The 26,482-nt window shown below is 73.6% G+C and carries 19 protein-coding genes and 1 tRNA gene; 11 read left to right on the forward strand and 9 right to left on the reverse strand.

The annotated features are described in order from the left end of the window. The 5 genes from LCD35_RS21585 to LCD35_RS21605 form a co-directional block, all read right to left on the reverse strand. A partial coding sequence (locus LCD35_RS21585) for a DUF4247 domain-containing protein (protein ID WP_225044743.1) occupies positions 1 to 504 on the reverse strand: 504 nt, incomplete at its 3' end. A gap of 11 nt (positions 505 to 515) precedes the next feature. Beyond that, on the reverse strand, positions 516 to 1,118 hold the full coding sequence (locus LCD35_RS21590) for a DUF4178 domain-containing protein (RefSeq protein ID WP_225044744.1): 603 nt from the start codon (positions 1,116 to 1,118) through the stop codon (positions 516 to 518). Between the two features lie 202 nt (positions 1,119 to 1,320). Next, positions 1,321 to 3,873, reverse strand: a complete 2,553-nt coding sequence (gene otsB, locus LCD35_RS21595) for a trehalose-phosphatase (protein ID WP_224960813.1) — start codon at positions 3,871 to 3,873, stop codon at positions 1,321 to 1,323. Positions 3,874 to 4,015: 142 nt separating this feature from the next. After that, positions 4,016 to 5,446 carry a trehalose-6-phosphate synthase gene (locus LCD35_RS21600; RefSeq protein WP_224960816.1) on the reverse strand — a complete coding sequence of 477 codons (1,431 nt, stop codon included), beginning with the start codon at positions 5,444 to 5,446 and terminating at the stop codon, positions 4,016 to 4,018. A gap of 104 nt (positions 5,447 to 5,550) precedes the next feature. Then, on the reverse strand, positions 5,551 to 7,074 hold the full coding sequence (locus LCD35_RS21605; RefSeq protein WP_224960819.1) for a threonine/serine exporter ThrE family protein: 1,524 nt from the start codon (positions 7,072 to 7,074) through the stop codon (positions 5,551 to 5,553). Positions 7,075 to 7,294: 220 nt separating this feature from the next. Here LCD35_RS21605 and LCD35_RS21610 point away from each other — a divergent pair. After that, a tRNA-Thr gene (locus LCD35_RS21610) sits at positions 7,295 to 7,367 on the forward strand. A 410-nt stretch (positions 7,368 to 7,777) separates the two neighbouring features. Here LCD35_RS21610 and LCD35_RS21615 read toward each other — a convergent pair. Then, positions 7,778 to 8,551 (reverse strand): VOC family protein, encoded by a 774-nt coding sequence (locus tag LCD35_RS21615; RefSeq protein WP_224968089.1) that lies wholly within the window; start codon positions 8,549 to 8,551, stop codon positions 7,778 to 7,780. A gap of 242 nt (positions 8,552 to 8,793) precedes the next feature. Between LCD35_RS21615 and LCD35_RS21620 the strand changes: the two genes are divergently transcribed. The 6 genes from LCD35_RS21620 to LCD35_RS21645 all read left to right on the forward strand — a co-directional run bounded on the left by LCD35_RS21620 (position 8,794) and on the right by LCD35_RS21645 (position 14,633). Beyond that, positions 8,794 to 9,522: a trypsin-like serine protease gene (locus tag LCD35_RS21620; RefSeq protein ID WP_224960825.1), complete on the forward strand. Its 729-nt coding sequence runs from the start codon at positions 8,794 to 8,796 to the stop codon at positions 9,520 to 9,522. A gap of 395 nt (positions 9,523 to 9,917) precedes the next feature. Then, positions 9,918 to 10,520 carry a diaminobutyrate acetyltransferase gene (gene ectA, locus LCD35_RS21625; RefSeq protein WP_224960828.1) on the forward strand — a complete coding sequence of 201 codons (603 nt, stop codon included), beginning with the start codon at positions 9,918 to 9,920 and terminating at the stop codon, positions 10,518 to 10,520. Positions 10,521 to 10,685: 165 nt separating this feature from the next. Next, entirely contained in the window at positions 10,686 to 11,933 is a 1,248-nt protein-coding gene (gene ectB, locus LCD35_RS21630; RefSeq protein ID WP_224960831.1) for a diaminobutyrate--2-oxoglutarate transaminase, read from the forward strand. Positions 11,934 to 12,026: 93 nt separating this feature from the next. Continuing rightward, complete coding sequence (locus tag LCD35_RS21635) at positions 12,027 to 12,416, forward strand: ectoine synthase (RefSeq protein WP_224960833.1); 390 nt, start codon at positions 12,027 to 12,029, stop codon at positions 12,414 to 12,416. Between the two features lie 256 nt (positions 12,417 to 12,672). Further along, complete coding sequence (gene thpD, locus LCD35_RS21640; RefSeq protein WP_224968094.1) at positions 12,673 to 13,575, forward strand: ectoine hydroxylase; 903 nt, start codon at positions 12,673 to 12,675, stop codon at positions 13,573 to 13,575. 185 nt (positions 13,576 to 13,760) lie between these two features. Continuing rightward, the gene (locus LCD35_RS21645) at positions 13,761 to 14,633 is read left to right on the forward strand and encodes an SAM-dependent methyltransferase (protein WP_224968096.1); all 873 of its coding nucleotides are present in this window, start codon (positions 13,761 to 13,763) and stop codon (positions 14,631 to 14,633) included. Here LCD35_RS21645 and LCD35_RS21650 read toward each other — a convergent pair whose 3' ends face one another. Continuing rightward, a complete protein-coding gene (locus tag LCD35_RS21650) occupies positions 14,634 to 15,686 on the reverse strand; it encodes an ADP-ribosylglycohydrolase family protein (protein WP_224960839.1) in 1,053 nt (350 codons plus the stop codon). Between the two features lie 376 nt (positions 15,687 to 16,062). On the opposite strand from LCD35_RS21650, the gene LCD35_RS21655 reads away from it, so the two are divergent. Beyond that, positions 16,063 to 18,969, forward strand: coding sequence for a BTAD domain-containing putative transcriptional regulator (locus LCD35_RS21655; RefSeq protein ID WP_224978228.1), 2,907 nt, complete (start codon positions 16,063 to 16,065; stop codon positions 18,967 to 18,969). A gap of 305 nt (positions 18,970 to 19,274) precedes the next feature. Here the strand turns inward: LCD35_RS21655 and LCD35_RS21660 are convergent, their stop codons facing one another. Beyond that, positions 19,275 to 20,138, reverse strand: a complete 864-nt coding sequence (locus tag LCD35_RS21660; RefSeq protein WP_224960441.1) for an SGNH/GDSL hydrolase family protein — start codon at positions 20,136 to 20,138, stop codon at positions 19,275 to 19,277. A 548-nt stretch (positions 20,139 to 20,686) separates the two neighbouring features. Here LCD35_RS21660 and LCD35_RS21665 point away from each other — a divergent pair. The 3 genes from LCD35_RS21665 to LCD35_RS21675 all read left to right on the forward strand — a co-directional run bounded on the left by LCD35_RS21665 (position 20,687) and on the right by LCD35_RS21675 (position 25,364). After that, positions 20,687 to 23,629 carry a hypothetical protein gene (locus tag LCD35_RS21665; protein WP_225044748.1) on the forward strand — a complete coding sequence of 981 codons (2,943 nt, stop codon included), beginning with the start codon at positions 20,687 to 20,689 and terminating at the stop codon, positions 23,627 to 23,629. A gap of 64 nt (positions 23,630 to 23,693) precedes the next feature. Further along, positions 23,694 to 24,404 carry an ESX secretion-associated protein EspG gene (locus LCD35_RS21670; protein WP_224968556.1) on the forward strand — a complete coding sequence of 237 codons (711 nt, stop codon included), beginning with the start codon at positions 23,694 to 23,696 and terminating at the stop codon, positions 24,402 to 24,404. Between the two features lie 249 nt (positions 24,405 to 24,653). Continuing rightward, positions 24,654 to 25,364, forward strand: coding sequence for a DUF3159 domain-containing protein (locus tag LCD35_RS21675; protein ID WP_308011332.1), 711 nt, complete (start codon positions 24,654 to 24,656; stop codon positions 25,362 to 25,364). 126 nt (positions 25,365 to 25,490) lie between these two features. On the opposite strand, the gene LCD35_RS21680 is transcribed toward LCD35_RS21675, so the two are convergent. After that, positions 25,491 to 26,363, reverse strand: coding sequence for a BadF/BadG/BcrA/BcrD ATPase family protein (locus tag LCD35_RS21680; protein ID WP_225044745.1), 873 nt, complete (start codon positions 26,361 to 26,363; stop codon positions 25,491 to 25,493). Between the last annotated feature and the right edge of the window lie 119 nt (positions 26,364 to 26,482).

Raw genomic sequence — 26,482 nt, forward strand, 5'->3', positions numbered from 1 at the left:
CTCCACCACCGAGGTGGCGAACCGGACCGCCGTCGGCTCCGCCACGCCCGGTACCGGCTCGCCCCCCGACATAACCTCCCCGTCCGCGCCGTAGCCCCGCGACGCCCCGCCGCGCCGCCCCCAGCCCCACACCCCGCCGAGGTGCGAGTGGTAGTGCCGGTAGGCGCGGTCGGCGTCCATCAGGTGGATCACCGATCCGGTGCCGCGCGGCTGGATGACCACCGCGTCGTCGGAGTAGCGCAGGTAGACCCCGCTGGCGTCGGTGTGCTGCGACTGCGGCCTGCGCCGGGAGGTGATCTCCCGCGCCACCACCGGCACCGGTTTCGGGCTGGTGTAGGCCTCGTCGTCGCGCGAGCCGCCGATGTCCAGCGCGGGGGCGCGCTGGTAGTGCGCGGGCACGTAGCCGCGCGGCCCGGAACCGCCGCTGAACACCGCGAGGACCGCGACGATCAGCGCCACGACGACGCCGACGCACGCCAGCGCGATCCAGATCCCTCGTCCCACGGCCGAGCGCCTCAGTCCGCGGTCGGGTAGATGCGCACGTCGTACCGGCCGAGCCGTTCGCCGGTGCTGGCCTCCCAGCCGGAGTCGCCGTAGGACTCGAAGCCCAGCAGCGCGCCGTCCTCGGCCGCGTAGTCCTGGTAGCGGACGGTGCCCTGCGCGTCGAGGCCGGTGGTGGCCTCGCTGCGGAACGTCGCCGAGCCGGATTCCTCGCGCGCGTACCGGCGGCCGCCGAACTCGACGTGCTTCCCGCCGGGTTCACCGGCCTCGTCGACCGGCGTCCACAGCGTCAGCTCCAGGTCGGGGTCCTCTTCGACGCCGAGCCACACCTGGGTGCCCTTCGTGTCGTCGAGCAGGTGCTCGGCCCAGCCCCAGCCGCCTTCGGTGAGCCGCAGCGAGCCGCGCACCGTGTAGCTCAGCCCGCGGACCTCCACGATGTCGCCGGCCTTGAGCCGCCGCGGATCGCCGCGCAGCGAGTCCTCGTCGCCGGTGTGGAACGGGTCGGTCGGTCCGGTCGCCGCCTGCGGCGCGGGCCGGGTGCGGCGGTACAGCAGCACCATGCTCGACACCGCGACGGCGACGCCGATGAGCACGATCGCGATCGTCAGTCCGGTCACGTGGGTCCCCCAGATGTCCGCGCGTCACCGCGCGAGTGCGGCCTCTTGCGGCGGAGCGTAACGGCCGAGTTCGACCCGAACGGCGGTTTCGCCGAGAATCGTGATCGAACTCCACAGCGCGCGGCCCCGCGGAACGCGGAACGGGCCGCCCACCCGGTGGGGTGAACGGCCCGTTCGGCGCGGTCGTGCGGCCGGCGCGGTGTCAGCGGGACAGCAGCTGCGCGCAGCGGATCAGACCCAGGTGGGAGTACGCCTGCGGGTGGTTGCCCAGCGAGCGCTCCGCGATCGGGTCGTACTCCTCGGCGAGCAGCCCGGTCGGCCCGGCGGTGTCCACGATCTGCTGGAACAGCTCCTCGGCCTCGGTGCGGCGGCCGATCAGCAGGTACGCCTCGATCAGCCAGGCCGCGCACAGGTGGAAGCCGCCCTCGTCGCCCGGCAGCCCGTCGTCCCGGCGGTAGCGGTACACAGTGGAACCGCTGCGCAGCTCGGACTCGATCGCGTTCACCGTCGCGCGGAACCGCTCGTCCGACGGGTCGATCAGCCCGGACAGGCCCACGTGCAGCGAGGCCGCGTCCAGGTCGGAGCCCTCGTAAGCGGTGGTGAACGCCTGCACGTCCGGCTGCCAGCCGTTCTTGATGACGTCCTGCGAGATCTGGTCGCGCAGCGGGCCCCAGGTGGGTTCCACCTCGCGGCCGTACCGCTCGGCGATCTTCAGCGCGCGGTCCAGCGTCACCCAGCACATGACCTTCGAGTACACGTGGTGGCGCGGCTGGTCGCGCTCCTCCCAGATGCCGTGGTCCGGTTCGAACCAGCGGTGCGAGACGGCCTCGGCCATCGCCTTCACCAGCTGCCAGTCGCGGTCCCGGACCTCACCGGTCACCTCGGCGAGGTGCCAGACGAGCTCCACGACCGGGCCGAACACGTCCAGCTGGACCTGCTGGTCGGCGAGGTTGCCGACGCGCACCGGCCGCGAACCGGCGTAGCCGGGCAGGCTGTCGATCACGGCTTCCGGCCCGAGGCTGGTGCCCTGCAGGCTGTAGAGCGGGTGCAGCCGCTCCGGCCCGGGCAGCGTCTCCAGCACGCGGTGCAGCCAGTCGAGGAAGCCCTCCGCCTCGGCGGTGGAGCCCAGCGTGACCAGGGCCTGCGCGGTCATCGAGCCGTCCCGCAGCCAGCAGTAGCGGTAGTCCCAGTTGCGGACGCCGCCGATCTCCTCCGGCAGCGAGGTCGTCGCCGCCGCCATGATCCCGCCGGTGTCGGTGTTGCACAGGCCGCGCAGCGTCAGCGCGGACCGGCCCACCAGGTCGGTCTCCACGGCGGGCAGCGTCAGCGTCTCCAGCCACTCCGACCAGTACACGTCGGCGGCGGCGCGGCGCTGCCGCTCGGTGCGCTCGGACGGCGCCAGGTCCTCGGTGCCGCAGCGCAGCTCCAGCACGATCGGGGTCTCTTCGGAGGCGGCCACCACGGCCCGCGCCGACTCGTGCATCCCGTCGGAGGTGATCTCCCACTGGACGCCGGGGGAGTGCAGCACCATCGGCTCCGAGGTGCCCATCACCCGCAGCCCGCCGGCTTCGGGGACGAGCCGCACCGGGACCTGGCCGAACTCGGGGCGGGGCGCGAACTCGATGCTCGCCGTCGTCTCGCCGGTGATCACCCGGATGAGGTCGGTGCGGTGCGCGTCGACCCCGTGCTCCAGGTAATCGGTGACCAGCAGCCGCGACCAGCGGGTCTCGACCGTCATGGTGCCCGGCACGTAGCGCTGGCCCAGCGGCAGCGGGCTGCGCGGCGCGCCGTTGCCGCCGTGCGGGCGGACGGAGAAGTGGCCGGCGCCGGGGCCGCCGAGCAGGTCGGCGAACACGGCCGCCGAGTCGGGGCCCGGGTGGCACATCCAGGTCAGTCGCGCGTCCGGGGTGAGCAGGGCGACGGTGCGCTCGTTGGACAGCATGGTCAGCCGCTCGATCGGCGGGGCCTGCTCGCCGTAGAGCCAGGTGCGCCGCTCCTCCATCAGGAACGCGAGCGCGGTCGCGACCTGGGTGGTGTCGGCGACGCGGAACTCGGCGAGCGTGTCGCCCTCGCCGACCTTGAGCCCGAGGTCGGGTCCGTGCAGCCGGGCGAACGCCTTCTCGTCGGTGACGTCGTCGCCGAGGAAGATCGCGGCGGTGGCGGCGACCTGGTGGCGCAGCGCGTCGAGGGCGTTGCCCTTGTCGGTCTGCACCACGGCCAGCTCGATCACGGCCTTGCCCTCGGTGACCTGGACGCCGTCCCAGGTGGCCGGGCCGGAGCGGACCTGGTCGAGCACGCGCTCGGCGACGTCGTCCTCGGCGCGGCGCACGTGCACCGCGACGCTGGCCGGCTTCGCCTCCAGGGTGACGCCCTGCTGGCCGGCGACGATCTCCTGCAGGCCGCGCTGCAGCCGGGTGCGCAGTTCGGTGGCCTGCGGTTCGAGCTCGTGCACGAAGCCCACGTCGAACTCGGAGCCGTGGCTGCCGACGAGGTGGACCTCGGAGGGGAGGCGGGACAGGGTGGCCAGGTCGCGCAGCGCCCGGCCGGAGATCACCGCGGTGGTCGTGGCCGGCAGGGACGCCAGCGAACGCAGGGCGTGCACCGATTCGGGGAGCGGCTTGGCCGCGTTCGGGTCGGCCACGATCGGGGCGAGAGTGCCGTCGTAGTCGCAGGCGACCAGCAGTCGAGGGGTGCGCGCGAGCTGGACGATCGTGCGGCGCAGCTCGGCGGGGAGAGCTTCGGCGGTCAACGCCATACTCCTCTGGGCGGTCGGATGGGTCTGCATGATCGATTCGGTGCCGGACGTGCCGGTCGGGTCCGCTGCCGGTTCCCGCCGCACGTCCGCCGGTGGTCGATCAGTTACCTCGCGCGGCGGCTCCGGACGTCGAGCGGGTCTTTCAGGGGGTCCCGAGCGCTTCGAGGAACGAACGGGCCCAGCGGTCGACGTCGTGCGTGAGCACCTGCCTACGCAATGCTCGCATCCTACGGCGGCCGTCGGCCTGCTCGATGTCGAGGGCGGACAGCAACGCCTCCTTCACACCGTCCAAGTTGTGCGGGTTGACGAGGAAAGCGCTGGTGAGTTCCGCGGCCGCTCCGGCGAACTCGCTGAGCACGAGCGTGCCGCCCAGGTCGTGCCTGCAGGCGACGTACTCCTTGCACACCAGGTTCATGCCGTCGCGGACCGGCGTGACCACCATGACGTCGGCCGCGCAGTAGAACGCCACCAGGTCCTTCTTGTCCACCGACGTGTGCAAATAGTGCACTGCCGGGTGACCCACGCGGCCGAACTCGCCGTTGATCCGGCCGACTTCGCGCTCGATGCCCTCGCGCATCTGCTTGTAGTGCTCGACGCGCTCCCGGCTGGGCGTGGCGATCTGGATCATCGCCACGTCCTCGGCGCGGATCTGGCCGTCGGCGAGCAGCTCGTGCATCGCGTGCAGCCGCACGTCGATGCCCTTGGTGTAGTCCAGCCGGTCGACGCCGAGCATGATGCGGCGCGGATTGCCCAGCTCGGCGCGGATCTCCTTGGCGCGCTGCTGGATCTCCTTGCTGCGCGCCATCTGGTCCAGCTCCGAGGAGGCGATCGAGATGGGGAACGCACCGACCCGCACCGCGCGGTCCCCGACCTGCACCACGCCCGGCCGGGACCGCACGCCGACCTGGCCGCGGCTCGGCTCGAACCCGGCGAGCCGCCGCGCCAGCCACAGGAAGTTCTGCGCGCCGCCCGGGCGGTGGAAGCCGACGAGGTCCGCGCCGAGCAGCCCGCGCACGATCTCGGTGCGCCACGGCAGCTGCATGAACAGCTCCACCGGCGGGAACGGGATGTGCAGGAAGAAGCCGATGCGCAGGTCCGGCCGCAGCTCCCGCAGCATCGCGGGCACCAGCTGCAGCTGGTAGTCCTGCACCCACACGGTCGCGCCCTCCGCGCTGACCTCGGCCGCGGCCTCGGCGAACCGGCGGTTCACCCGCCGGAACGCGTCCCACCAGGAGCGGTCGAACACCGGCGGGACCACCACGTCGTGGTACAGCGGCCACAGCGTCGCGTTCGAGAAGCCCTCGTAGTAGTCCTGGAACTCGTCGGAGGACAGCCGCACCGGGTGCAGGTGCATGTCCTCGTCGGTGAACGGTTCGACGTCGACGTCGGCGACCCCCGGCCAGCCGACCCAGGCGCCGCGGCGGGCGCGCAGGAACGGCTCCAGCGCGGTCACCAGGCCGCCGGGGCTGTGCTTCCAGCGCTCGGTGCCGTCCGGGAGCTTCTCCAGATCGACGGGAAGCCTGTTGGCGACGACGACGAAATCCGCACGGGCGGGCGTGCTGGCCCTACTCACCGGTGTTGCCTCCTCGGGAGACCGCTGCTGTCTCGGACGGGATGGGCTGCGCCGGCGGCATCGTGCTCTCCAGCGGCTGGGCCGCTGTCGCGGACCGTCCCGGATCACTCACTACCCGCAGGCGAGGCTAGCCAATCAGTCCACCGCCCGCGTCGTTCGTGTGGGCCAACGCCCCCGAGGTCTTGCTCACTCCGGCGGCGCCGGGTGGGCCGCAGCGGCCCGGACAGGCGCGGGCCCGAGAGCCTGCGCTCCAGCCTGCCGAGCCGGGTGCGCACCGGCTGCGCCAGGTACTCGCCCAGCACCACCCCGGCGCCCAGCGCCAGCCCGGTCGCGGCCGCCAGCATCAGCGTCGACATGCCCGCCGGGTCCCGGACCACCGCGATCTCGTACAGGCCGCGGTAGGTCGCCAGCCCGGGCAGCAACGGCGCCACGCCGGACACCGCGATCACCAGCGCCGGGATCCGCAGCCGCCGGGTCACCACGCCGCCCGCGACGCCGACGACGGTCGTGGCGACGGCGCCCGCGAGCACCGCGTTCAACCCCACCACGTTCGTCAGCGTGCCCGACACGCCCGCGGCGACCGCCCCGCCGAGCCCGGCGATGACCAGCGGCCGGGGCGGGGCGTAGCTGGCCAGCGCGAAGCAGGCCGAGGTGGAGGCACCCGCGAGCGCCTGCACCGGGAGGTCCAGCGCCGTCGTCGACTCGATCCGCGCGGTGCCCACCTTCTGCAGCAGTTCCGCGGTGTCCCCGCCGAGCTGGTCGAAGACCTGCACCCCGACGTAGAGCGAGAGCACCACACCGGCGATCAGCCCGGCCGACATCAGCGCGAGCTCCGCGATCCGGCCTGCGGCGGTCACGTTGTACCCGGTGATCGCGTCCTGCATCGAGCCGACCACCGTCATCCCGGACAGCAGCACGATGATGCTCGCCGCGACCGCCAGCGCGGGCGTCGGGAGGATCCGCAGCATCGAACAGGCCAGCGCGATGCTCGTCGCGATCACCCCGCCGACCGCCTGCTGGAAGAAGAACGGCAGCGCCCGCTTGTTCAGGAACCGCCCGATCCGGTCCACCAGCGCCGTCGCCACCGCCGCCACCACGGCCAGCAGCGGGTCGCCGCCGCCGAGCAGCACCGACAGCGAGGCCGCCATGCCCGCCCACGCGAGGGTCGCCACCCAGCGCGGGAAGGGGTGCGGCGCCGAGGTGATCTTGTCCAGTTCCGAGTAGGCGTCCGACGCGGACAGCTCACCGGCGGTGATCTTGCGGACCAGGTCCTCCACGTCGGCGAGCCGCGTGTAGTCGATGGACCGGTTGCGCACCACGCGCAGCGAGGTGATGGGCACCTCCTCGGTGCCCCGGTAGCAGGAGACGGTGATCGACGTGTAGATCACGTCGACCTCGCAGTGCGGCAGGCCGTAGGCGCTGACCACACCGATGATCGTCGCGGTGACGTCGGAAGCGCCCGCACCGCTGGCCATCTGGACCTCGCCGATGCGCAGCCCCAGGTCCATCACCAGGTGGACCGTTGATTCCTCGGGCAGTGCCGGCCCGTAAACGGCGTTGCGTGTCCCCACCGGCTCGGCCGGGTCGCGCCGCCGCAGCACACCACGGGCGCGCTGCGTGATTCCCACCGCAGACCTACCTTCCTGCTCGTCACCTCTGGGTGACCGCGTTGATCGTCCCCTCGGCCATCGGCCCGCACGCCGCGGCCGTTGCACCTCCGGTTCGTGTCCTCCATCACGAGCCTGACACCCGACCCGCGCGCCCGCGGGCGAGGGGCCGCCGGTCCGGCCGCTTCTCCGCCGACGACCACGGCCGATTACGATGTGCGCGCACGGCGCGGCCGCCCCCGCCGCTGTAGCTCAGTTGGTAGAGCACCCGCCTTGTAAGCGGACGGTCAGGGGTTCGAGTCCCCTCAGCGGCTCCGTGCGGCGCGGTCGAGGAGCGGCGTCCGGCGCGGGGGCATCGCGGGTGCGCCGTCCCCGGCGACTCCGGACGGGGCGCCCGCGGCATCGGGTTCGGCGGGGCCGACCGGTGCGACCGGGCACGACCCGATGGATTCGCCCTTTGATGATCGGTGATCGCGGCCCGGATCTGTACTACCCGACCGGGCGACGGATCGGTGCCGCTAGGGGAGCGGGATGACCAGCACCTGGTCCGGGTTCCGCCACGCGCCGCGGACCGCGGCGCCGGGTCGCGGCCGGAAGCCTCGGCAGCGGATCAGAGCGCGGGATCACCCGCATTCGACAGGCGCAGCGGTGGCTGCGCCGGGCCGCGGCGTGGCTGCGCGAGCGCGCCCCGGAGGGCCCCGGGGCGGGTGGGTGAGCGGGCGGCTCAGGCCTCGGGGCGGAGGGCGATGATGCCGAAGACGCCGCCGGCCGGGTCGTGGACGACGGCGAACCGGCCGGGTTCGATGTCGAGCGGACCGGTGAGGACGGTGCCGCCGAGCGCGGTCACCTGCTGCACGGCGACGTCGGCGTCGGGGACCGCGAAGTACGCGAGCCAGTGCGGCGGCACCTCGGCGGGCCAGTCGTCGCCGATCCGGACCATGCCGCCGATCTCACGGCCGCCGAGCCGCAGCAGCCGGTAGTCGGTACCCGCGACCTGCTGCGGGACGACCTCCCAGCCGAACAGCTCCCGGTAGAACTCGGCGGCGCGCTCCGGGTCGCGGGTGGCGAGCTCGTGCCAGCAGGGTGCACCGGGCTCGTTCACCCGCGCGGAGCCGATCCGGCGGCGGGGCTGCCACAGCGCGACGGCGGCGCCGGTGGGATCGGAGCCGACGGCGAACCGGCCCGCGTCGAACACGTCCACCGGCGCGACGTGCACCTGGCCGCCCGCCCGCTGGAAGGCCGCTGCGGTGGCGTCCACGTCGTCGGTGGACAGGTGGGTGGTCCAGAACGTCGGGCCGCGGGCCGGTTCGTACTGCGGGCCGATGCCGGCGACGGCCCCGCCCGCGCGCAGGGCGATCCGGTAGCCGCCGCTCTCGGGCCCGGTGTCCTGCACCGTCCAGCCGAGCAGTTCGGCGTAGAACTCCGCGGTGGTGCCGGGGTCGGCGGTGTGGAGGTCGACCCAGCAGGGCGTGCCCGGCGCGTACGACGTGATCTCCATCAGCGGCCCCCGTTCCGCGGACTGCGGTCGCACGACCCTTGACGTCCTGGTGCGACCGAGGCCCATAGTGGGCACTCGAATGTTGGGCGGGTCGTTCGAACGGCGCATCTCGATCAGGTCCCAACCGGCGAATGTGGTGGCGAATAGTGACCAATTGGTTGACCCATTACACGTACGGGTGAGGTCATGGGGGGACTTGTCCGTCCCCACAGCGTTGCCGCTGCTACCCAGAGGAGATCAGTGTGTCCCTGGCACGAGTGCTGACCGGCGTCGCCGGCGTGACCCCGGGCGCCGCCACCTTCGCCGTCCCCGCCCAGGCCGCCCCCGCGGCGGCCCCCAACGACATGCAGCCGATGATCATCGACGGCGAAGAGGCCACCGACGCTCCCTGGGCGGTTCGGCAGTTCAACGACGGTCAGGAGGCGTGTTCCGCCACCGCCATCGCGCCGGAGTGGGTGCTCACCGCCCAGCACTGCGTGGAAGGCGCCGGCGACGCCGTCAGCTTCCACGTGGGCAGCCTCAACCAGCACGAGGGCGAGGAGTTCAAGGCCAAGGCCGGCGGCGTGCACATCCACGACAGCGTCGACCTCGCGCTGGTCAACGTGGACCGCCCGATGGACGTCGAGTTCGCCCCGCTGGGCACCACCGGCGACGTGAACAACGGCGACACCGTCCAGGTCTACGGCTGGGGTGCCACCTGCACCGACCAGCCCGAGGCCCAGTGCCAGGCGGACAACCTGAAGGTGGCCGACGTCAAGGTCACCGACATCGCCTGCACCGACTACCGCGGCGGCACCGCGGTCTGCGCGGACCGCATCAACGGCATCACCGCCGGTGGCGACTCGGGCGGCCCGATGTTCTCCAACGGCAAGCAGGTCGGCGTGGCCTCCACCAGCGACCGCGCGACCTCGACCGCGTACAACAACATCACCGAGTACCGGGACTGGATCAAGGAGGTCGCCGGCGTCTGATCGCCGCGACACCAGCAAGACCCGGCAGCATCGCGGGCGGGGTCGCCACGGCGGCCCCGGACGCGTGCGTTTCCGGTGGCGCGCGGTGCGGGCGGTCTCACCCGCGGTCCCGGCCGCCCGGGATGAAGATCGCAATTCCGGTGAACTCCGCGAAAATTCTCCGCGGGCAATCGCACTGAGCCCGGACGTGCCGTCCCGGCGGACGTTTACGCAGGTCACGTCCGCTGTCCGCATTTTCGATCAGTATGCGTGATAGATCGTTATCACTGCGCTGACGCGAGGCGCAACAATCCTGTCGTGCTCATCACGTGGAAAATCGAGTATCGCCTGGTAGTGCGGTCAGGAAACGGCTGAGTACCTGACGCGTTACGGATGTTCTGTTAAGTTGGCAAAGCATGACCGGCGACAAACCCAGCCATAACGGCGACGGACCGAATGGCGGACGGAATGCGGGGAGCGGTTCTTCCGCTCCGGTCGAGATCGGCATTCCGGTCGTCGCGGACGGTCCCGCACTCCACCGGATCACGCGTGATTCGCGAGTGCTCGATGTGAACTCGTCCTACGCGTACCTGTTGTGGTGCCGGGACTTCGCGCACACCACCGCGGTGGCGCGCGACGGCGGCGAAGTGGTCGGCTTCGTCACCGGCTACCGGCGTCCGGACGCACCGGACGTGCTGATGGTGTGGCAGGTGGCGGTGGACGCGTCGCAGCGCGGTCGCGGAGTGGCGGGGCAGCTGCTCGGCCACCTGGTCGACCGGCTGGTGCCGGAAGGCGTGCGCTACCTGGAAACGACGATCACCGCGGACAACACCGCCTCGATCAAGCTCTTCTCCGCGCTGGCCAGGGACCGCGGTACCGAGCTGGCCCGCAGCGAGCTGTTCGGCGCCGACCTGTTCCCGGACGCGCACCTGGGCGAGGACCTCTACCGGATCGGCCCGTTCGCGGCCCCCGGTGCCGTGACGGGCGAAGCCGTCGCGGCACCGCGTCCGGCGGACTGACCGCGAGCGCGCCGCGCCGACCCGGTGGGAGCCGGGGACGCGGGGCGCGCGGGCGCGGACCGCGCCGCGCCGCAGGGACGAACGAGTTCCGACGGCAGGTCTCCGGGTGGGGACCATGACCGACTTGCAGCCGGTGGCCGCTCCGGCCGCCGCGAACGGAGGATCGTGAACGACATCTTCGCAAGCCTCGAATCCGAGGTCCGCAGTTACAGCCGCACCTGGCCGACGACGTTCGACAAGGCGGGCGGCAGCTGGCTCTACGGCGAGGACGGCACGCCCTACCTGGACTTCTTCGCCGGCGCCGGTGCGCTGAACTACGGGCACAACAACCCCCTGCTCAAGCGCAAGCTGATCGAGTACATCGAGCGGGACGGCGTCACGCACGGCCTGGACCAGGCCACCGCCGCCAAGCGCGAGTTCCTGGAGACCATCGACGAGAAGCTGCTGAAACCGCGCGGGCTGGACTACAAGGTCCAGTTCCCCGGGCCGACGGGCACGAACTCGGTGGAGTCCGCGCTGAAGCTGGTCCGGAAGATCACCGGCCGCGAGTCGATCATCAGCTTCACCAACGCGTTCCACGGCATGACGCTGGGTTCGCTGTCGGTCACCGGCAACTCGATGAAGCGCGGCGGCGCGGGCATCCCGCTGGTGCACTCCACGCCGATGCCCTACGACAACTACTTCGACGGGCAGTACCCGGACTTCCTGTACTTCGAGCGGTTGCTGGAGGACAGCGGTTCCGGCCTCAACGAGCCCGCCGCGGTGATCGTGGAGACGTTGCAGGGCGAGGGCGGCATCAACTCGTCCCGCCCGGAGTGGCTGCGCGGCCTGCGCGAGCTGTGCGACAAGCACGGCATGCTGCTCATCGTCGACGACGTGCAGATGGGCTGCGGGCGCACCGGTCCGTTCTTCAGCTTCGAAGAGGCCGGCATCACCCCGGACATCGTCTGCCTGTCCAAGTCCATCGGCGGCTACGGCCTGCCGCTGGCGCTGACGCTGATCAAGTCCGAGCACGACGTGTGGGAGCCCGGCGAGCACAACGGCACGTTCCGCGGCAACAACCCCGCGTTCGTGACGGCGTCCGAGGCGCTGAAGCTGTACTGGAGCGACGACGAGCTCCAGCGCGGCACCATCGCCAAGGGCGAGCGCGTCGGCCAGGTCATCGGCGAGATCGCCGACAAGTACGAGGGCGGCGTGGCGAAGGGCCGCGGCCTGGCGCGCGGCCTCGGCTTCGAGGACCCGGAGATCGCGGGCAAGATCTCGAAGGCGGCCTTCGACCGGAAGTTGATCCTGGAGACCTCCGGCCCGCAGAGCGAGGTGATCAAGATCATGCCGCCGCTGACCGTGTCGGATGAAGAGCTGGAGCAGGGTCTTCAGATCATCGTCGATTCCGTGCAAGCTGTGCTTGCCTGACAAAGACGTACGCGACGGCCGGCCCGCCCCAATCCCGGGCCGGCCGTCTCGTTCGGCACCACCGGTATCCCCGGCACCCCGAAGGAGGGCATTGTGTTCGTTCGCAGGCTCGACGAGGTCGAGAACACCGACGACGACATCCAGACCGAGAACTGGCGCAGCAAGCGCATCGTGCTGGCGCGGGAGAAGGTCGGTTTCTCGGTGCACGAGACGACCCTCTACGCCGGAACCGTGAACGACTTCTGGTACGCCAACCACATCGAAGCCGTCTTCGTGTACGAGGGCGAGGGCGAGCTGGAGAACAAGTCGACCGGTGAGGTCTTCCAGCTCAAGCCGGGCACGCTGTACATGCTCAACGAGCACGACAAGCACCAGGTCCGCCCGAAGACCGACATCCGCACGGTCTGCGTGTTCAACCCGCCGGTGACCGGTCGCGAGGTCCACGACGAGAACGGCGTGTACCCGCTGATCGTGGAGGACTGATCCGCCGACGGGTTCCCCGCCTCGAACCGCCCACGAGCCGCCTCCGCGGTCGTGGGCGGTTTTTCTTCGCCCGCATTCCGGATGCGTAATGACCGCGGGACTCGGGTAGCCGAGGAGCGTCTGGTTGCCTGCCGCGGTGCGCGACGCGTCCCCGGGAAGCCGGGGAATTGCCACCGAACGAGGAACCGAGAAATGGCGGCCGATTCCTGCGCGGAATCGGCCGCTCCGGCGGTAATTCGCGAAGGAGGCGCAACTGATGACCGTCGCGGACGTGACGACTCAGGACCGTTACCCGACTCGGCGAGGCACCGAGTCCGCGTTCATCGAACGCACCGACCCCGTGGTGTGGCCCGGGGTCCGCAGCGGCCCGGCCTCGGCCGAGGACCTCGCCGCGCACGACGCGAAGGGGTTCCACACGGTGCCCGACCTGCTGTCCCCTGCCGAGGTGCAGGAGTACTGGCAGGAGCTGGACCGGCTCACCAGGGACCCGGAGGTGCGCGCGGACGAGCGCACCGTCGTGGAGAAGGATTCCGGCCAGGTGCGTTCCCTGTTCGAGGTGCACCGCACCAGCGAACTGATCGCGGGATTGGTGCGGGATCCGCGGGTTCTCGACCGCGCGCGGCAGATCCTGGGATCCGACGTGTACGTGCACCAGAGCCGGATCAACTACATGCCCGGGTTCAAGGGAAGCGGTTTCTACTGGCATTCCGATTTCGAAACCTGGCACGCCGAGGACGGCCTTCCGGCGCCGCGCGCGGTGAGCATGTCGGTGGCGCTGACCGACAACTACCCGTTCAACGGCGGGCTGATGGTCATGCCCGGCGCGCAGCGCACCTACGTGTCCTGCGCGGGGCGCACGCCGGGGGACAACTACAAGTCCTCGCTGAAGGAGCAGAAGGTGGGGGTGCCGGGCGAGGACGACATCACCCGGCTCGGCTACGAGCACGGCATCGAGCAGTTCACCGGTCCGGCGGGCTCGGCGCTGTGGTTCGACTCGAACACGATGCACGGGTCCGGGAACAACATCACGCCGTTCCCGCGGTCGAACATCTTCATCGTGTTCAACAGCGTGCACAACGCACCGGTGGCGCCGTTCGCGGCCGAGCGGCCGCGGCCGGGGTTCGTCGCGGCGCGGGACACCGCGCCCGTCACCCGCTGACCGCGGTTCCCCGGACCGGTGCGCCCCGTGCGCACCGGTCCGGCGTGCGAGCCACCCGGGCGACCGGCACGCTCGTAGCAGGCGTCACACTTGAGTCCCCAGAAGGGTTGGAATCTTGATCCCAATGGGCAAAGGTGGAGCCGGTTGACGACGTCACCCGTGAACGGGGCGGTCCAGGAGAGCGGATGAGTACACTGCGTCACCCGATCGCAGCGGTGCCCGTGGAGATGCGGGACAGCGTCACCACGCCCAGCGCCGCGCGGGTCTACGACTGGTTCCTCGGCGGGGCGCACAACTGGGAGATCGACCGCGCCTTCGGGCAGCGGGTCGTGGACATCATCCCGGACATCAAGTCCTACACCCGCGAGAACCGCCGCTTCCTGAACCGGGTGGTGCGCCACGCGCTCGACGCCGGGTTCCGGCAGTTCCTCGACATCGGTTCCGGGCTGCCCACCGTGGGCAACGTGCACGAGGTCGCCGAGCTCCACTGGAGCTCGGCCCCCGGCGCCGACGAGGACCGGGCCCGGGTCGTCTACGTGGACAACGACCCGGTCGTGCAGTCCCTGGGCGGGCTCATCCTCGACCGGGAGGGCGACCCGCGGCGGCACCACGCGCTGCGCGCCGACCCGATCGCCGACCCGGACGGGCTGTGGCCGCTGCTGGCCCGCACCGGGGTGTTCGACCTCGACGAGCCGACCTGCCTGCTGATGGTCTCGATGCTGCACTTCTCGAAGGACTCCGAACACCCGCACGAGTCGGTCGCCGCGCTGCGGGAACGGCTGCCCGCCGGCTCGCTGCTGGCCGTGTCGCACTGGACGACCTCGGACGCGACCGAGCAGGAGCAGGTGGCGAACGAGCGGCTGGTGGAGGCCTACGAGCACTCCACCCATCCCGGTCAGCTGCGCTCCAGCGCGGAGATCCAGGACTTCTTCGGCGACTTCGAGATGCTGGAGCCGGGACTGGTGTACGCGCCGAGCTGGCGCCCGGACGGCCACGAGGAGTTCACCGGCGACCCGGAGCGGTCCCGGATGCTCGCCGGCGTCGCCCGCAAGCGCTGATCAGGGCGCGGCCAGCTGGGGGTCCAGGCCCAGGTAGCGGCGCTCGTTGAACTTCTCGCCCGCGCAGGACGCGCCGAGGTCGTGGCCGATCCGCTCCACCACGTCCGCCAGCTCCAGCCGGGACAGCCACGGCCGCGGCAGCGCCGCCGTGCCGTGCCGGGCCCCGAGCAGCGCTCCGGTGATCGCCGCGGTGCTGTCGCTGTGCCCGGAGTGGTTCGCCGCGAGGCGCAGCGCCGCCGGGAACTGCTCCGGCCGGGGCAGCGCCAGCGCGCAGTACACGCCGATGGCCAGCGCCTCCGGCCCGATCCAGCCCTGGCCGAGCCGTTCCACGTGCGCGACGGAGGCGCCCGTCCGGGCCAGGGTCGCGGCCTCCGCGAGCAGCCCGGCGGTCTCGCCGTCGTCGCGCAGCACGCGGCCGGTGGCCTGGTCCACCGCTTCGGGCAGCCGCCTGCCCTGCACGGCGACCAGGTGCACGATCAGAGCCAGCGTGCCCGCGGACGCCCAGCCGCCCGCGCCGCCGTGGGTGAGCGCGGCGAGCCGGCAGCCGAGGCCGTAGGCGATGGTGGCGCTGGGGGCGAAGCCGATCGGGGAGCTGCGGTCCACGCCGCCGCAGCCCTTGGAACTGTTGCGCGGCCGGTCGGGGCTGCCGAGCTCCGGTTCGCCGAGGGCGCGCAGGCTGGTGAGTCCGGGGGCGCGGCTGGCGTACAGCTCGCCCTCGGCGAGCAGGCCGGTCGCACCGGGTGGCGGCTTCGACTCCTGCTGGGTGACCAGCCACCGCCGGTAGGCGGCGGTGACGGTCTCCACCGGACGCCACTGGCCGCCGTTGTTGCCCTGGGTCCACGCGCTGAGGTAGCCCTCGCCGGTGAACAGCGTCATCTGGGTGGCGTCGCCGAGCAGCGCCTGCGCGGGCGGCTCGGTGATGCCCTGCTCGCCGTGCTCGGCTCGTATCCCGTCGAGCTGCTGGAACTCGACGGGCGCGCCGAGCGCGTCGCCGAGCGCCCCGCCGAGCAGGCAGCCCACGGCGCGATCGACCACTGTGGACGGGGTGGGCACGCGGCGGGCTCCTTCTCGGGCGGCGCTTCGAACGATGATCGATCAGGGGCCGACTCTACTGGGCGGTACCGCGGGCCCGGCGCCGATCCGCCCACCGCGAGCATCTTCGCCGCGTGCGGTGCGGCACCCCGCGCCGCGCCCGAGTTGGATGAATGATCAACTTTTGCGCACCGGCGGGTGATCCGCGCGGTCGTCGGGCGGGCGCCCGGGAACGTCACCGTGTTGGGCCGATCGGGTGACGCCCGGCCAGGTGCGGCCGGGCGCCGGCCCGGAGATCGCTACCGTGTGTCCGCTTCGCCGAGAGTGGACTCCGCGAGCCCGGGTGACCGAAACTGGCGAGGATCGAACACGCAGCGAACGGCAGGTGTCGAGGGGCATGCAGGGGCAGGACGCCGTGCCCGGCGGAACGGGCTCCGACCAGGTCGTCGGCTCCGGCCCGCCCGGGTTCACCTTCCGGGTGCTCGGCCCGCTGGAGGTGCGGCTGGACGGCGAGCCGCTGCGGCTCGGCTCCGCCTCCGTGCGCGGCGCCTTCGCCTGCCTGCTGATGGAACCGAACCAGCTGGTCTCCATCGACCGGTTGATCGACACCCTCTGGGGCGACGAACCGCCCGCCACCGCCCGGACCATCGTGCACGGCTACATCTCGCGGATCCGCCGGCTGCTGCACGGCCACGGCGACCCGGACGCCCCCGGGCGGCCCGAGGTGCTCACCCGCTCGCCCGGCTACCTGCTGCGCATCGACCCCGAACGCGTCGACGCCCACCGCGCCCGCAAGCTGATCAACGACGCGCACGGCAAGGACGCGGCGGCCCGCGCCGAGCTGCTCACCGAAGCGCTGCAGCTGTGGCGCGGACCGGTGCTCTCCGGCATCGCCGCCGAACGGCTGCACCAGAGCGTCGGGACCAACCTCGACGAGCTGCGGTTGCTCGCCCTCGAAGAACGCATCGCCTCCGAGCTCGAACTCGGCAGGCACCACCGCCTCGTCATCGAGCTGTCCGCGCTCGTCGACCAGCACCCGCTGCGGGAACGCCTCACCTACCTGCTGATGCTCGCCGGCTACCGCTCCGGCAACCGCGCCGAGGCCCAGGCCCGCTACCACGCGCTGCGCGAACGGCTCTCGCACGAACTCGGCATCGACCCCGGCCCCGAAGTGCGCACCCTCTACGAGCGGCTGCTGCGCGACGACGAAGCCCTGCTCAGCGGCACCCAGCGGCAGGCCGACCGGGAGGTCGCCCCCGTCGGCCCGGTGCCCGCCGAGCTGCCGCCCGCCGTCGCCGGATTCGTCGGCCGCGAACGCGAGATGGCCGTGCTGGACCGCATGATCGAACGCGACCGCGGGGACACCACGATGCTCGCCGTGCTCACCGGCACCGCGGGCGTCGGCAAGAGCGCCGTCGCCATCACCTGGGCCCACCGCGTCGCCACCGCCTTCCCGGACGGGCAGCTCTACGCCTCGCTGCGCGGCTTCGACTCCGAGCGGGCGCCGCTGTCCCCGGGTGAGGCGCTGACCAGCATGCTCAAGACGCTCGGCGTCGCCGCCGACGCGATCCCCGTCGACCTCGACGACCGGGCCGCGCTGTACCGGTCGCTGCTCGCCGACCGGCGGGTGCTGGTGCTGCTGGACAACGCCCGCGACTCCGAGCAGGTGCGGCCGCTGGTGCCCTCCAGCTCCCGCTCCCTGGTGCTGGTCACCAGCAGGCGCAGGCTCGACGGGCTCGTCGTGCGCAGCGGCGCGCGGGTGCTGCCGCTGGAGACGCTGCCCACCGAATCCGCCGTCGCCCTGCTCGACCGGGCGGGCGGTATCGACGGCTCCGCTGCCGAACCCGAAGCCACCCGCGCGCTCGCCGAGCTGTGCGGCGGGCTGCCGCTGGCGCTGCGCATCGCCGCGGCGCGGCTCGCCGCCAACCCCGCCCGCGGTGTCGCGAGCCTGGTCCGGGAGCTCACCGACGAGGGCAACCGGCTGCACGCGCTGGACATCGACGACGCCGACACCAGCGTGCGCCGCGCCTTCGACATCTCCTACCGGAACCTGCATCCGGTGCACGCGTCCACCTTCCGGCGGCTCGGTCTGGTGCCGGGGCACACGTTCACCGCGCACGCGGTGGCCGCCGTCTGCGAGACCGATCCGCCCGCCGCCTACCGGCGGCTGCGGGCGTTGGCGCTGGCGCACCTGGTCACCGAGCCGGAACCGGACCGGTTCGGCATGCACGACCTGCTGCGGCTCTACGCGCGGGAACTGCTCACCGCCCCGGACGGACCCGACGCGCGGCCGGAGCACGCCGGCCTCGCGGAACGCGACGAGAAGGCCTTCACCCGGCTGCTGCACTACTACCTGGTGGTCGCCGACCACGCCCGGCGCTTCCTGCGGCCCGCGCGGGACGACCTCGACCTCTCCGGCGACTCGACCATCGAGCAGCCCGAGATCCGGAACCGGACCGAGGCGCTGGCCTGGTTCGACTCGGAGTGGCCCAACCTGGTCGCCGCGGTGCGCGCCGCGCACGCCCACGGCCTGCACGAGTACGCGTGGCGGCTGGTGCGCTGCCAGTTCAACTACCTGGTGGTGCGCTGCCCGTGGGAGGACTGGATCCAGATCTACACGGTGGGCCTGGAGTCGGCGCGGCTCGCCGCGGACCCGGTCGGGCAGGTGCTGATGCCCGCGGGCCTCGGCGTCGCCTACGCGCGCACCGGCGAGCACGACGAGGCGCTCGCGCACTACGCGGACTCCTACCGCTGCGCCGTCGCCACCGGCAGCCCCGGCTGGCTGGCGATGGCCCAGGTCAACATGGGTGCGGTGCTGTTCCGGATGAAGCGCTTCGCGGAGGCGCAGGTGCACTGCCGGGACGCGCTGCGCGCTTACCGCACGCTCGGCGACCGGTACCGCGAGGCGGGCGCGCTGAACAACCTCGCCCAGGTCGAGCAGGCCAACGGGCGGCTCGCCGAGGCGCTGGAGCACCTGCTCGAAGCCGAGGTGATGTACCGCGAGGCGGACGACCTCGAAACGCTCGCCATGGTGCTGAACAACTGCGGTGAGGTCAGCATCGAGCTGGGCAGGCTCGACGACGGCGAGGGCTACCACCACGAGGCGCTCGACGTGGCGCAGCGCTGCGGCTCGGCGATGCACCAGGCCTCGGCCTACCTGGGCCTCGGCGACGTGGCGGTCTCCCGCGGCGACCGGTCGGTGGCCCGCACCCGGTGGGAGACGGCGCTGTCGATCTACGAGACCGGCGGCTCGCCGCGCGCCGCCCAGGCCAAGGCCCGGTTGACCTCGCTCGACGACGGCTGAGCGCTGGTCGCGGGGACGTTTAGCCGACGTTTAGCGGGTGTCTAGTGCCCGCTGCGAGAGTGTCTTGCGTGCGGGTCGGCAGCAGCTGAGACCCGCACCGGGCGGCACTGGGGGAAATCCGAGGGGGGATTGCCGCCCGGCCGTCCCGGCCGAGCCCGCGCGAGCGGGCGGGTCGGGGCGGACACTCCGGAACGGGGTGCTCGGAGGGATCCGGGAGGGCGTGGGGGTGGGTGCGGACCTTTGGGAGGGGGATGCTCGGAGGTCCGCACTTCGTCTTCCCGCCCCCGATCACCCCGGCTTCCTGATCAGCACTTCCCGCTCTCCTCGGCCGTCGAGGAGTTCCGGGCCGCCGCGGAGTTCTGCGCCCCCGCGGTGCACACGAGCTCCAGCGACGGCCGCTTCGGTCCGCGGCCGTCCCCGCTGGAACGCCCGCGCAGCCGGCGCACGATCCACGGCGCCAGGTGCTCCCGGGCCCACTGGATGTCCTCGGCCCGCTGCACCCGCCACGGGCGGGTCGGCAGCTCCGGCCACGGGGCGCGCCAGTCCTGGTCGACCGCCACGCCCAGCGCCTCGCAGGCCCGCAGCGCCACCCGGCGGTGGCCCTCCGCGGACAGGTGCAGCCGGTCCTCGCTCCACGCGCGCTGGTCCTTCAGCACCCGCATCGACCACAGGTCGACCACGAAGCAGCCGTGCTTGTCCGCGATCGCCCGCAGGTGCGCGTTGTACGTGCCGACCTTGCCGCGCACCCGCCGCAGCACCGGCGTCGTCGAGGTGTCGAACCCGGTGCCGATCAACACGTCCGCGCCGGTCGCGCGCAGCCGCGTCACCGCGTCGTCGAAGATCGCGGCGAGTTGGTCCGGGTCGCCGCCGGGCCGGATGATGTCGTTGCCACCGCCGACGAGCGAGACCAGCGCGGGCCGCAGCTCCAGGGCCTGCGGCACCTGGGTCTCGACGATCTGGCGCAGCAGCTTGCCGCGCACCGCCAGGTTCGCGTACCGCAGTTCGGGCTCCCGGGTCGTCAGGTGCTCGGCCAGCCGGTCGGCCCATCCGCGGAAGCCACCGCCCGGAGCCGGGTCGGCGATCCCCTCGGTGAAGCTGTCGCCCAACGCGGCGAAGCTGGCCCAGCTCGCCCGTCGTGCTCCGCCGCCCATGTGCTCCCGGCCGTTCATCGGCCCTCCTCCTGCGCTGTTCGATTCGCCAGAGGACACAGTGGTCCTCCGATCGCGACCTACGCCACCGTCGGTTGCGGCCGAAGTGAGTAACGGCACTCGAATGTTCCGATTTTATTCCGCACCGGTGCACTGCGTCCGAGTCGAAGAACCCGCCGGACGTGCGATGCGCCGCACCTTGCCGAACGGGACCGATCGATGCCACGCGCGTGCACCCGCGGGAATGGAGGTGGCTTGCCGGGAAACCACCGTACGCCTCGAACGCGACTGCTAATGTCGCTCGGCGGTAGCAGAAGCAACGAGGGGGCTCGTGATGTCGCGATCGACGCAGGTGACGCCCCTGCGCGCGGCGGGGGACGACGTCGCCGCAGGGCTCCGCACCGCGAGGTACCGGTCGGTCGAGACCGGCGCCGCGACCCGGACCGCAGGTGCGTGAGCGGGAACGACGGCCGGACCGGGAACGTCCGAACGACGCGCGCCGCACCGGTGCCGAACGTCCGGGCGAGGGGCCCGCGGCGGCCGAAGTGCATCCGAGAGCTGGGGGAGAAGTGACGTCACCGCACGACCCGGCGGCGCCGGGACCAGCGGGCCGACCGCTGCCCGCCGCGCCGCGCCGGGCGCCCGACCCGGGAACCGGTGTCCGGCACCCGGCCGCGCCGCGCGATGCCGAACCCGGCGAACCCGTCCGCAGGCCCGGCAGGCCCGCGCCCGGCGTCGCCACCCGGCGCCCCGCCCCGGCGCGGCCCGCGAGCGCGCCCGGCGGTGCCCGGCTCGGCGGCGAACTCGGCCCGGACGCCGCTTTCCGCAGCGAACCGCAGATGTCCGAATTCGCCGCGCGCGCGGCGGACGAATCCTTCTCCGCCGGGGAGACCGTCATTTCCGGCGAATCGCTCGTTCCCGGAGAATTCCACTATTCCGAATCCGTTCTCGGTGGTGACCACCTGATGTCCGGAGAATTCCGGGAGTCCGGTGCGCGGACTCCGCACGACGACGCCGGGTCACCCGGCCGCGACCACCCGGTCGGTGCCGTCGCTGCGCGCGGTGACGGTTCCCGGCACGGCGGTGCGGACCGCAGACCCGCACCGGACCTGCACCGCGCGGGCGATCTGCAGGCCTCGGGCGAGCTGCCGCTGCCCGGCGGCGCAGCCGAACCGAGCGGTCCGCGGTCCGGTGGCAGGCACGACTCCGGTCGGCTGCCGCGGCCGGACGGCCCCGCCGAACGACCGGGTCCGCCGCCGCTGTCCGGCAGGCTCCCGGAGCCGCCGCCGGGCATCCCCGGTGAACCGCTGGCGCGGGGGGAGCTCAACCCGGAACCACGCCCGGAGGGCGCGCGCCGCCCGGCCGCCCGGCCAGGCCGGTTCGACCTGCGCTCCGAGTTCGCGGCGTTGGCCGCCGAACCCGACCCCTTCGTGCTCTGGGACCGGATCGGGCAGCTCGGCGACCGGTTCGCGCACGCGCGCCGCGGCCCCGCGCCGCGACCGCGGCCCGGCCAGCCGGAACGACCCGACCCCGCCGCGGGCACCTCGGCGCTCTCCGGTGAGCTGGGTGGACTCGCCGAGCAGCCGGCCGCCGACGAGCCGCGCGCGCAGGGGCGGCCCGCCGGGTTCTCCGGGCCGCTGAGCGGCTCGCTCCCGCAGCCCGAGGCGCCGGAGCAGGACGGGCCGTCCGAGCAGCGGCCCGACGAGGCGCCGCTCGACGCCGACGGGTTGGACGCCGACCGGTCCGACGCCGACCGGTCCGAGCAGTCCGAGCAGCTCCCGCCCGCGCCGTCGGAGCAGCCCGGGGCGCGTCCGTCCGGGCCGCCGCCGGCCGGTCGCGGACCGGAACAGGCCGCCGCGGTGCGCCCGGAAGGGCCGACCTCCGGGCAGCTCCCGCTGCCCGAGCCGCCCCGGACCGGTGGGGAGCCGGTTCCGCCGCACCTGCTCGACGCGTCCGCTCCCGCGCAGCCCGGGCCGCCTCCGGGAGGCACGGTTCCGGGCCCGCCGCCCGCCGGTTCGCCGGTGCCGCCCGAGCAGGCCCAGCGCAGGCACGCGTCCGGGCCGCTGCCGCGGCAGGCGCCGCCGCACCCCGGCCGGCCGCACCCCGGCCAACCGCAGCCGGGCCGTCCCGGGCCGACTCGGTCCGGGCAGCTCCAGCCTGGCCAGCCGCAGCCTGGCCAGCCACAGCCCGCTCAGCCGCAATCCGGCCAACCCCGCTTCGGGCCGCCGCAACCGGCTCCGGGCAGGCAGGGTCCGCCCGCGCCACCGCCCGGATCGGGCAGGCCGGTCCCGCCGCCGGGGCCGCCCCCGCCCGGTCCGGCCGATCGCGGCCGTCCGCAGCCGGGCGGGTTCCAGCAGGCCGCTCCCGACCAGCCCGCGCCGCCGGACCTGTTCGAGCTGCCCGAGGCTCCCGCCGCGCCGGGCGGCCTGATCGGCCCGCCCGCCGAGTTCGAGCAGCCGCAGCGCCCCGGGCCGCCGCCAGCCGGTCGGCCCGGCACAGCGCCGGAACCGCCCGCGGGACGCTCGTGGACGGGTGGACCCGCCGGGGACCTCGCGTCCCCGCCGGGCGGTGCCGATCCGCAGTCCGCGCCGCACGGGATTCCGCAGCCGCAGCAGCTCGCCCCGCCGCACGGGACCGGCCCGGTGCGGCAGCCGCGTCCGGAGCAGGGGCCGCCGCCCGAGGCCGGCGCCCCGCTGCCGCCGGCACCCGAGCAGGCCGCACCTGCGCCGGGTGCTCCGGTCCCGCCGGGTCCGGAGCAGGGCCAGCCGCGTCCGGAGCAGAACTCGCCGCGCCCGGAGCCGGGACCGCCAGGGCCCCAGCCGCCACCCGGACCGGAGCAGGCTTCGCCGCCGCACGGCACTCCGCTGCCTCCAGCACCTGCGGGGCCGCCTCCAGCGCAGGCGGGCTCGCCGTCCGGCCCGGCGGGCGCACCTCCGGTCCCAGCGGGCCCGCCACCGGCGCCGGAGGGTGTGCCACCGGTGCCGGAGGCAGGGCCCCGGCCGGGCATGCCGCCGCACGGGGACCCGCCGCCGCAGGCGCCCTCGCCCCAGGGGCCGCCGCCCGGTGCTGCGGCGCGACCTCCGATGCCACCCCGGCAACCGGAGCCGCGCCCCGAGCCCTCGCGCCCGGCCGAGCAGCAGCGACCCGAGCCACCGCGACCCGTCGAGCAGCAGGAGAGCCCGCGCCCCGAACCACCGCGTCCGGCGCCGCAGCCCGACCGGTTCGAATCCCGCCCCGACGGCGGCTTCGGCCCGATGAGCTCGCGGGCGCGCACCTCCAGCCAGCGGCCCGCCCGCCGCAGCTCCTGGGCGGCGGTCGACGAGGTCCAGCACGAGTCGCGCGAGCGGGAGTTCAGCACCGGCGGCTACCGCCCGGGCGAGCTGGACGAGGGCAACCGCGGCCCGCAGTTCCTGCTCGAAGCCGACGACGTCTACGACGACGAGTACGGCGGCGGCCGCTTGGTGGCGCCGCCGGTGCTCGGCGAAGCGCCGCCGGGGTACCGCGACTTCTGAGGAGCACCGAGCTCCGATCCCTGACCGGCGGGCTCCGCACCGAGCCCGCCGCACCGAAGGTGAGATGCGACAGCCGATGGTCGACACGATCGCCCTCTCGCTGCCCGCCGTGGACGTCCTCGGCGAGCAGCTCAACCTGGACGTCCGGCAGTACCCGTTCGAACTGTCCCGGCCGGAGGAGTCCGCCGACGAACGGGCCCGGCTGGTGCGGCAGGTGTGGGGCGAGCTGGAAGCCGCCGGGCTCGCCGCCGACGGCAGGCCCGAACCGGAGGTGGAGGACGCGCTGTACCTGCTGTGCGGGTCCGAGGTGTCCATCGCCGCGGCCGGGTTGCTCGACGTGCGCACGGGGCAGCGGCTGGCGGCCCGCGTGGTCGCCACCGGTGAGGTCGGGGTGGTGGGCGTGCTCGACGGGCGCGGGCTGCGGCTGGACTTCCTCGACCCGCACGACCTGCCCGAGGTGTGCGCCGACCTGCTGCCGCAGGCGCCGACGCCGCCGGGCGAGCCGGTGCGGGCGGAGCGGACCGCGCACTCCCGGGCGCTGGAGGAGATCACCTCGCGGCACCGCTACCGGATCGGGCACTTCCAGGTCTCGGGTGGTGAACGCCGCGGCGGCGACCCGGCCGGGCTGGCCTGGTTCGACAACGACCTGGGCCGGTTCACGCTGCTCGGCGAGACCACGCCGGACGGTCGCGACGTGCTGACCTGCGCGCCCGCCGACCGGGCGGCCGTCGCCGAGCGCCTGTCCGAGCAGCTCTCCCGCCTGGCCCGCGCCTGACGCCCGGCGCGAAACGGTCCGGTTCGTCCCGAAACCGGTGGCCGTTGTTGTGACATGATCGAGTGCGAGCTGACTGCCGACCGGCACGCCCGGAACCTCCGCGGACGCCGACCCGACCGCGCGGCCCCCACCACCGCGAACGAGCTGGAAGACAGGCATTCGAGCCGCACGTCCCCGCCTGTGATTCGCATCCGCCGGAAGGCCGGTGGGTGCGTCGGCGGCCTCCGGTGCGGCAGGCTGGAGAGCGTGATGCAGGATCGGCAGACGGGGCAGGCGCGGACCGGCCCGGAAGACGGCGGGCCGGAGATCTCGGGGACCGGTGAACGGTCCGAGCAGGATTCGCTGATGGGGCTGCTCGGCGGCCGCACCAGCGCGTTGGACGCGAGCCTGCCGCCGGTGGCGTTCGGCCTCGGCTGGTGGCTCGGCGGCGAATCGATCCTCGCCGGTGGCGCGGCGGCCGTCGGCGTCGGCGCCGTGCTCGGGGTGTGGCGGCTGCGCGGGGGCGACCGGCCGCTGGCGGTGCTGGTCAGCCTGCTCGCGGTGCTGCTCGGCGCGGTGATCGCGCTCTACACCGGCAACGCCGCGGACTTCTTCCTGGCGCGGCTGGTCACCAACGCGGTCAGCGCGCTGATGTGGATGGTGAGCATCGCCGCCCGCTGGCCGCTGCTGGGCGTCATCGTCGGCGCGGTGCTGGGGCAGGGGAAGCGGTGGCGGCGGGATCCGGCGCTGCTGCGCGGCTACGGTCTGGCCAGCTGGGTGTGGGTCGGGCAGTACGCGGTGCGGCTGCTGGTGTTCATCCCGCTGTGGCTGGCCGATGCGGTGCTGGCGCTCAGCGCGGCGCAGGCCGTCCTGACCTGGCCGCTGGTGGCGCTGTGCATCGCGGGCAGCTGGTGGGTGCTGCGGAAGGCCCTGCCCTCCGATCACCCCGGGCTCCGGCACCCGCGGGTCGCCCAGGGGTGAGGTTTCGCCGCCCGCCGCCCCGGGTCCGCTGAGAACCCGTGGCGGAGCGGCCCCGCCACCGCCACGACCCGCCGCGCGACCGCACGCACGGCCGTCCAGCGGCGTCCGCAGGACCGAACCCGCTGCTCAGATCTCCGGGTAGCGGGGTGGCTCGCCGGTCAGGTCCAGGGCGGCCAGCCAGGCGGCTCCGGCGGCGCCCGGCCCCGCCGCGGGCAGCGGCACCCCGGGCAGCCGAGCGGCGAGTTCGGCGCGCAGCGCGGTGCCGACCGGGTTGCCGTCCGCGGTGAGGCCGCCGGCGAGCACGACCGGCCCGGTGTCCCGCCGCGCTCGCACGGCCGTGTCGGCGAGTTCGGCCGCGGCTCGCGCCACGATCCCGGACCCGGCGCCGCCCGCCGCGCAGTCGGCGGTGACCAGCGGTGCCAGTTCGGCGAGCCGGATCGGCGCGGCCCCGTTCACCGCGGTGATCAGCCGCTTGCGCAGTGCAGGCGGATCGCCCGCGGTGTCGCCGAGCACCTGCTCCAGCACGGCCCGGGCGAGCCCGGTGCCCGGCACTTCGCCCCGGTCGGTGGTGCGCAGCGCGTGCCGCACCGCTTCCCGGCCGAGCCAGAACGCCGAGCCCTCGTCGCCGAGCAGCCAGCCGTGCCCGCCCGCGACGGCCACTTCGCGGCGGTCCTCGATGCGGGCCGCGATGGCCCCGGTGCCCGCGATGAGCACGGTGCCGTCGGCGGCGCCGGTCCCGGCGGCGAACGCCACCTCGCAGTCGCTGACGACCCGCACCGGGCAGTCCAGCCCGAGGGACTTCCAGCCGTCCTCGAACAGCCCGGCCACCCGCGGGTCGGTCATCGCGCTCACCCCGGCCATGCCGAGCACCGCCGACCGCACGGCCGCGCCGTCGAGGTCGTCGAACGCGGCGCGGGCGGCTGCCCCGACCTGCGCGACGGCCTGCTCCGGGGGGTGCGAGTTCGGGTTGCCGCCACCGGCGGACCCGCTGCCGAGCACCCCCCGGAGCAGGCCGTCGCGCAGGTCGGGGCAGCCGCCCCCCCCCCCCCCCGCGGGCGCGCCCCCCCGGCCGGGGGGGGGGCCCGGGGGCGCAAGGCGGGGGGGCTGGCCATGCCCCC

Source organism: Saccharopolyspora sp. 6V, from assembly GCF_020176785.1.
In the GTDB taxonomy this organism is placed as follows: domain Bacteria; phylum Actinomycetota; class Actinomycetes; order Mycobacteriales; family Pseudonocardiaceae; genus Saccharopolyspora_C; species Saccharopolyspora_C gregorii.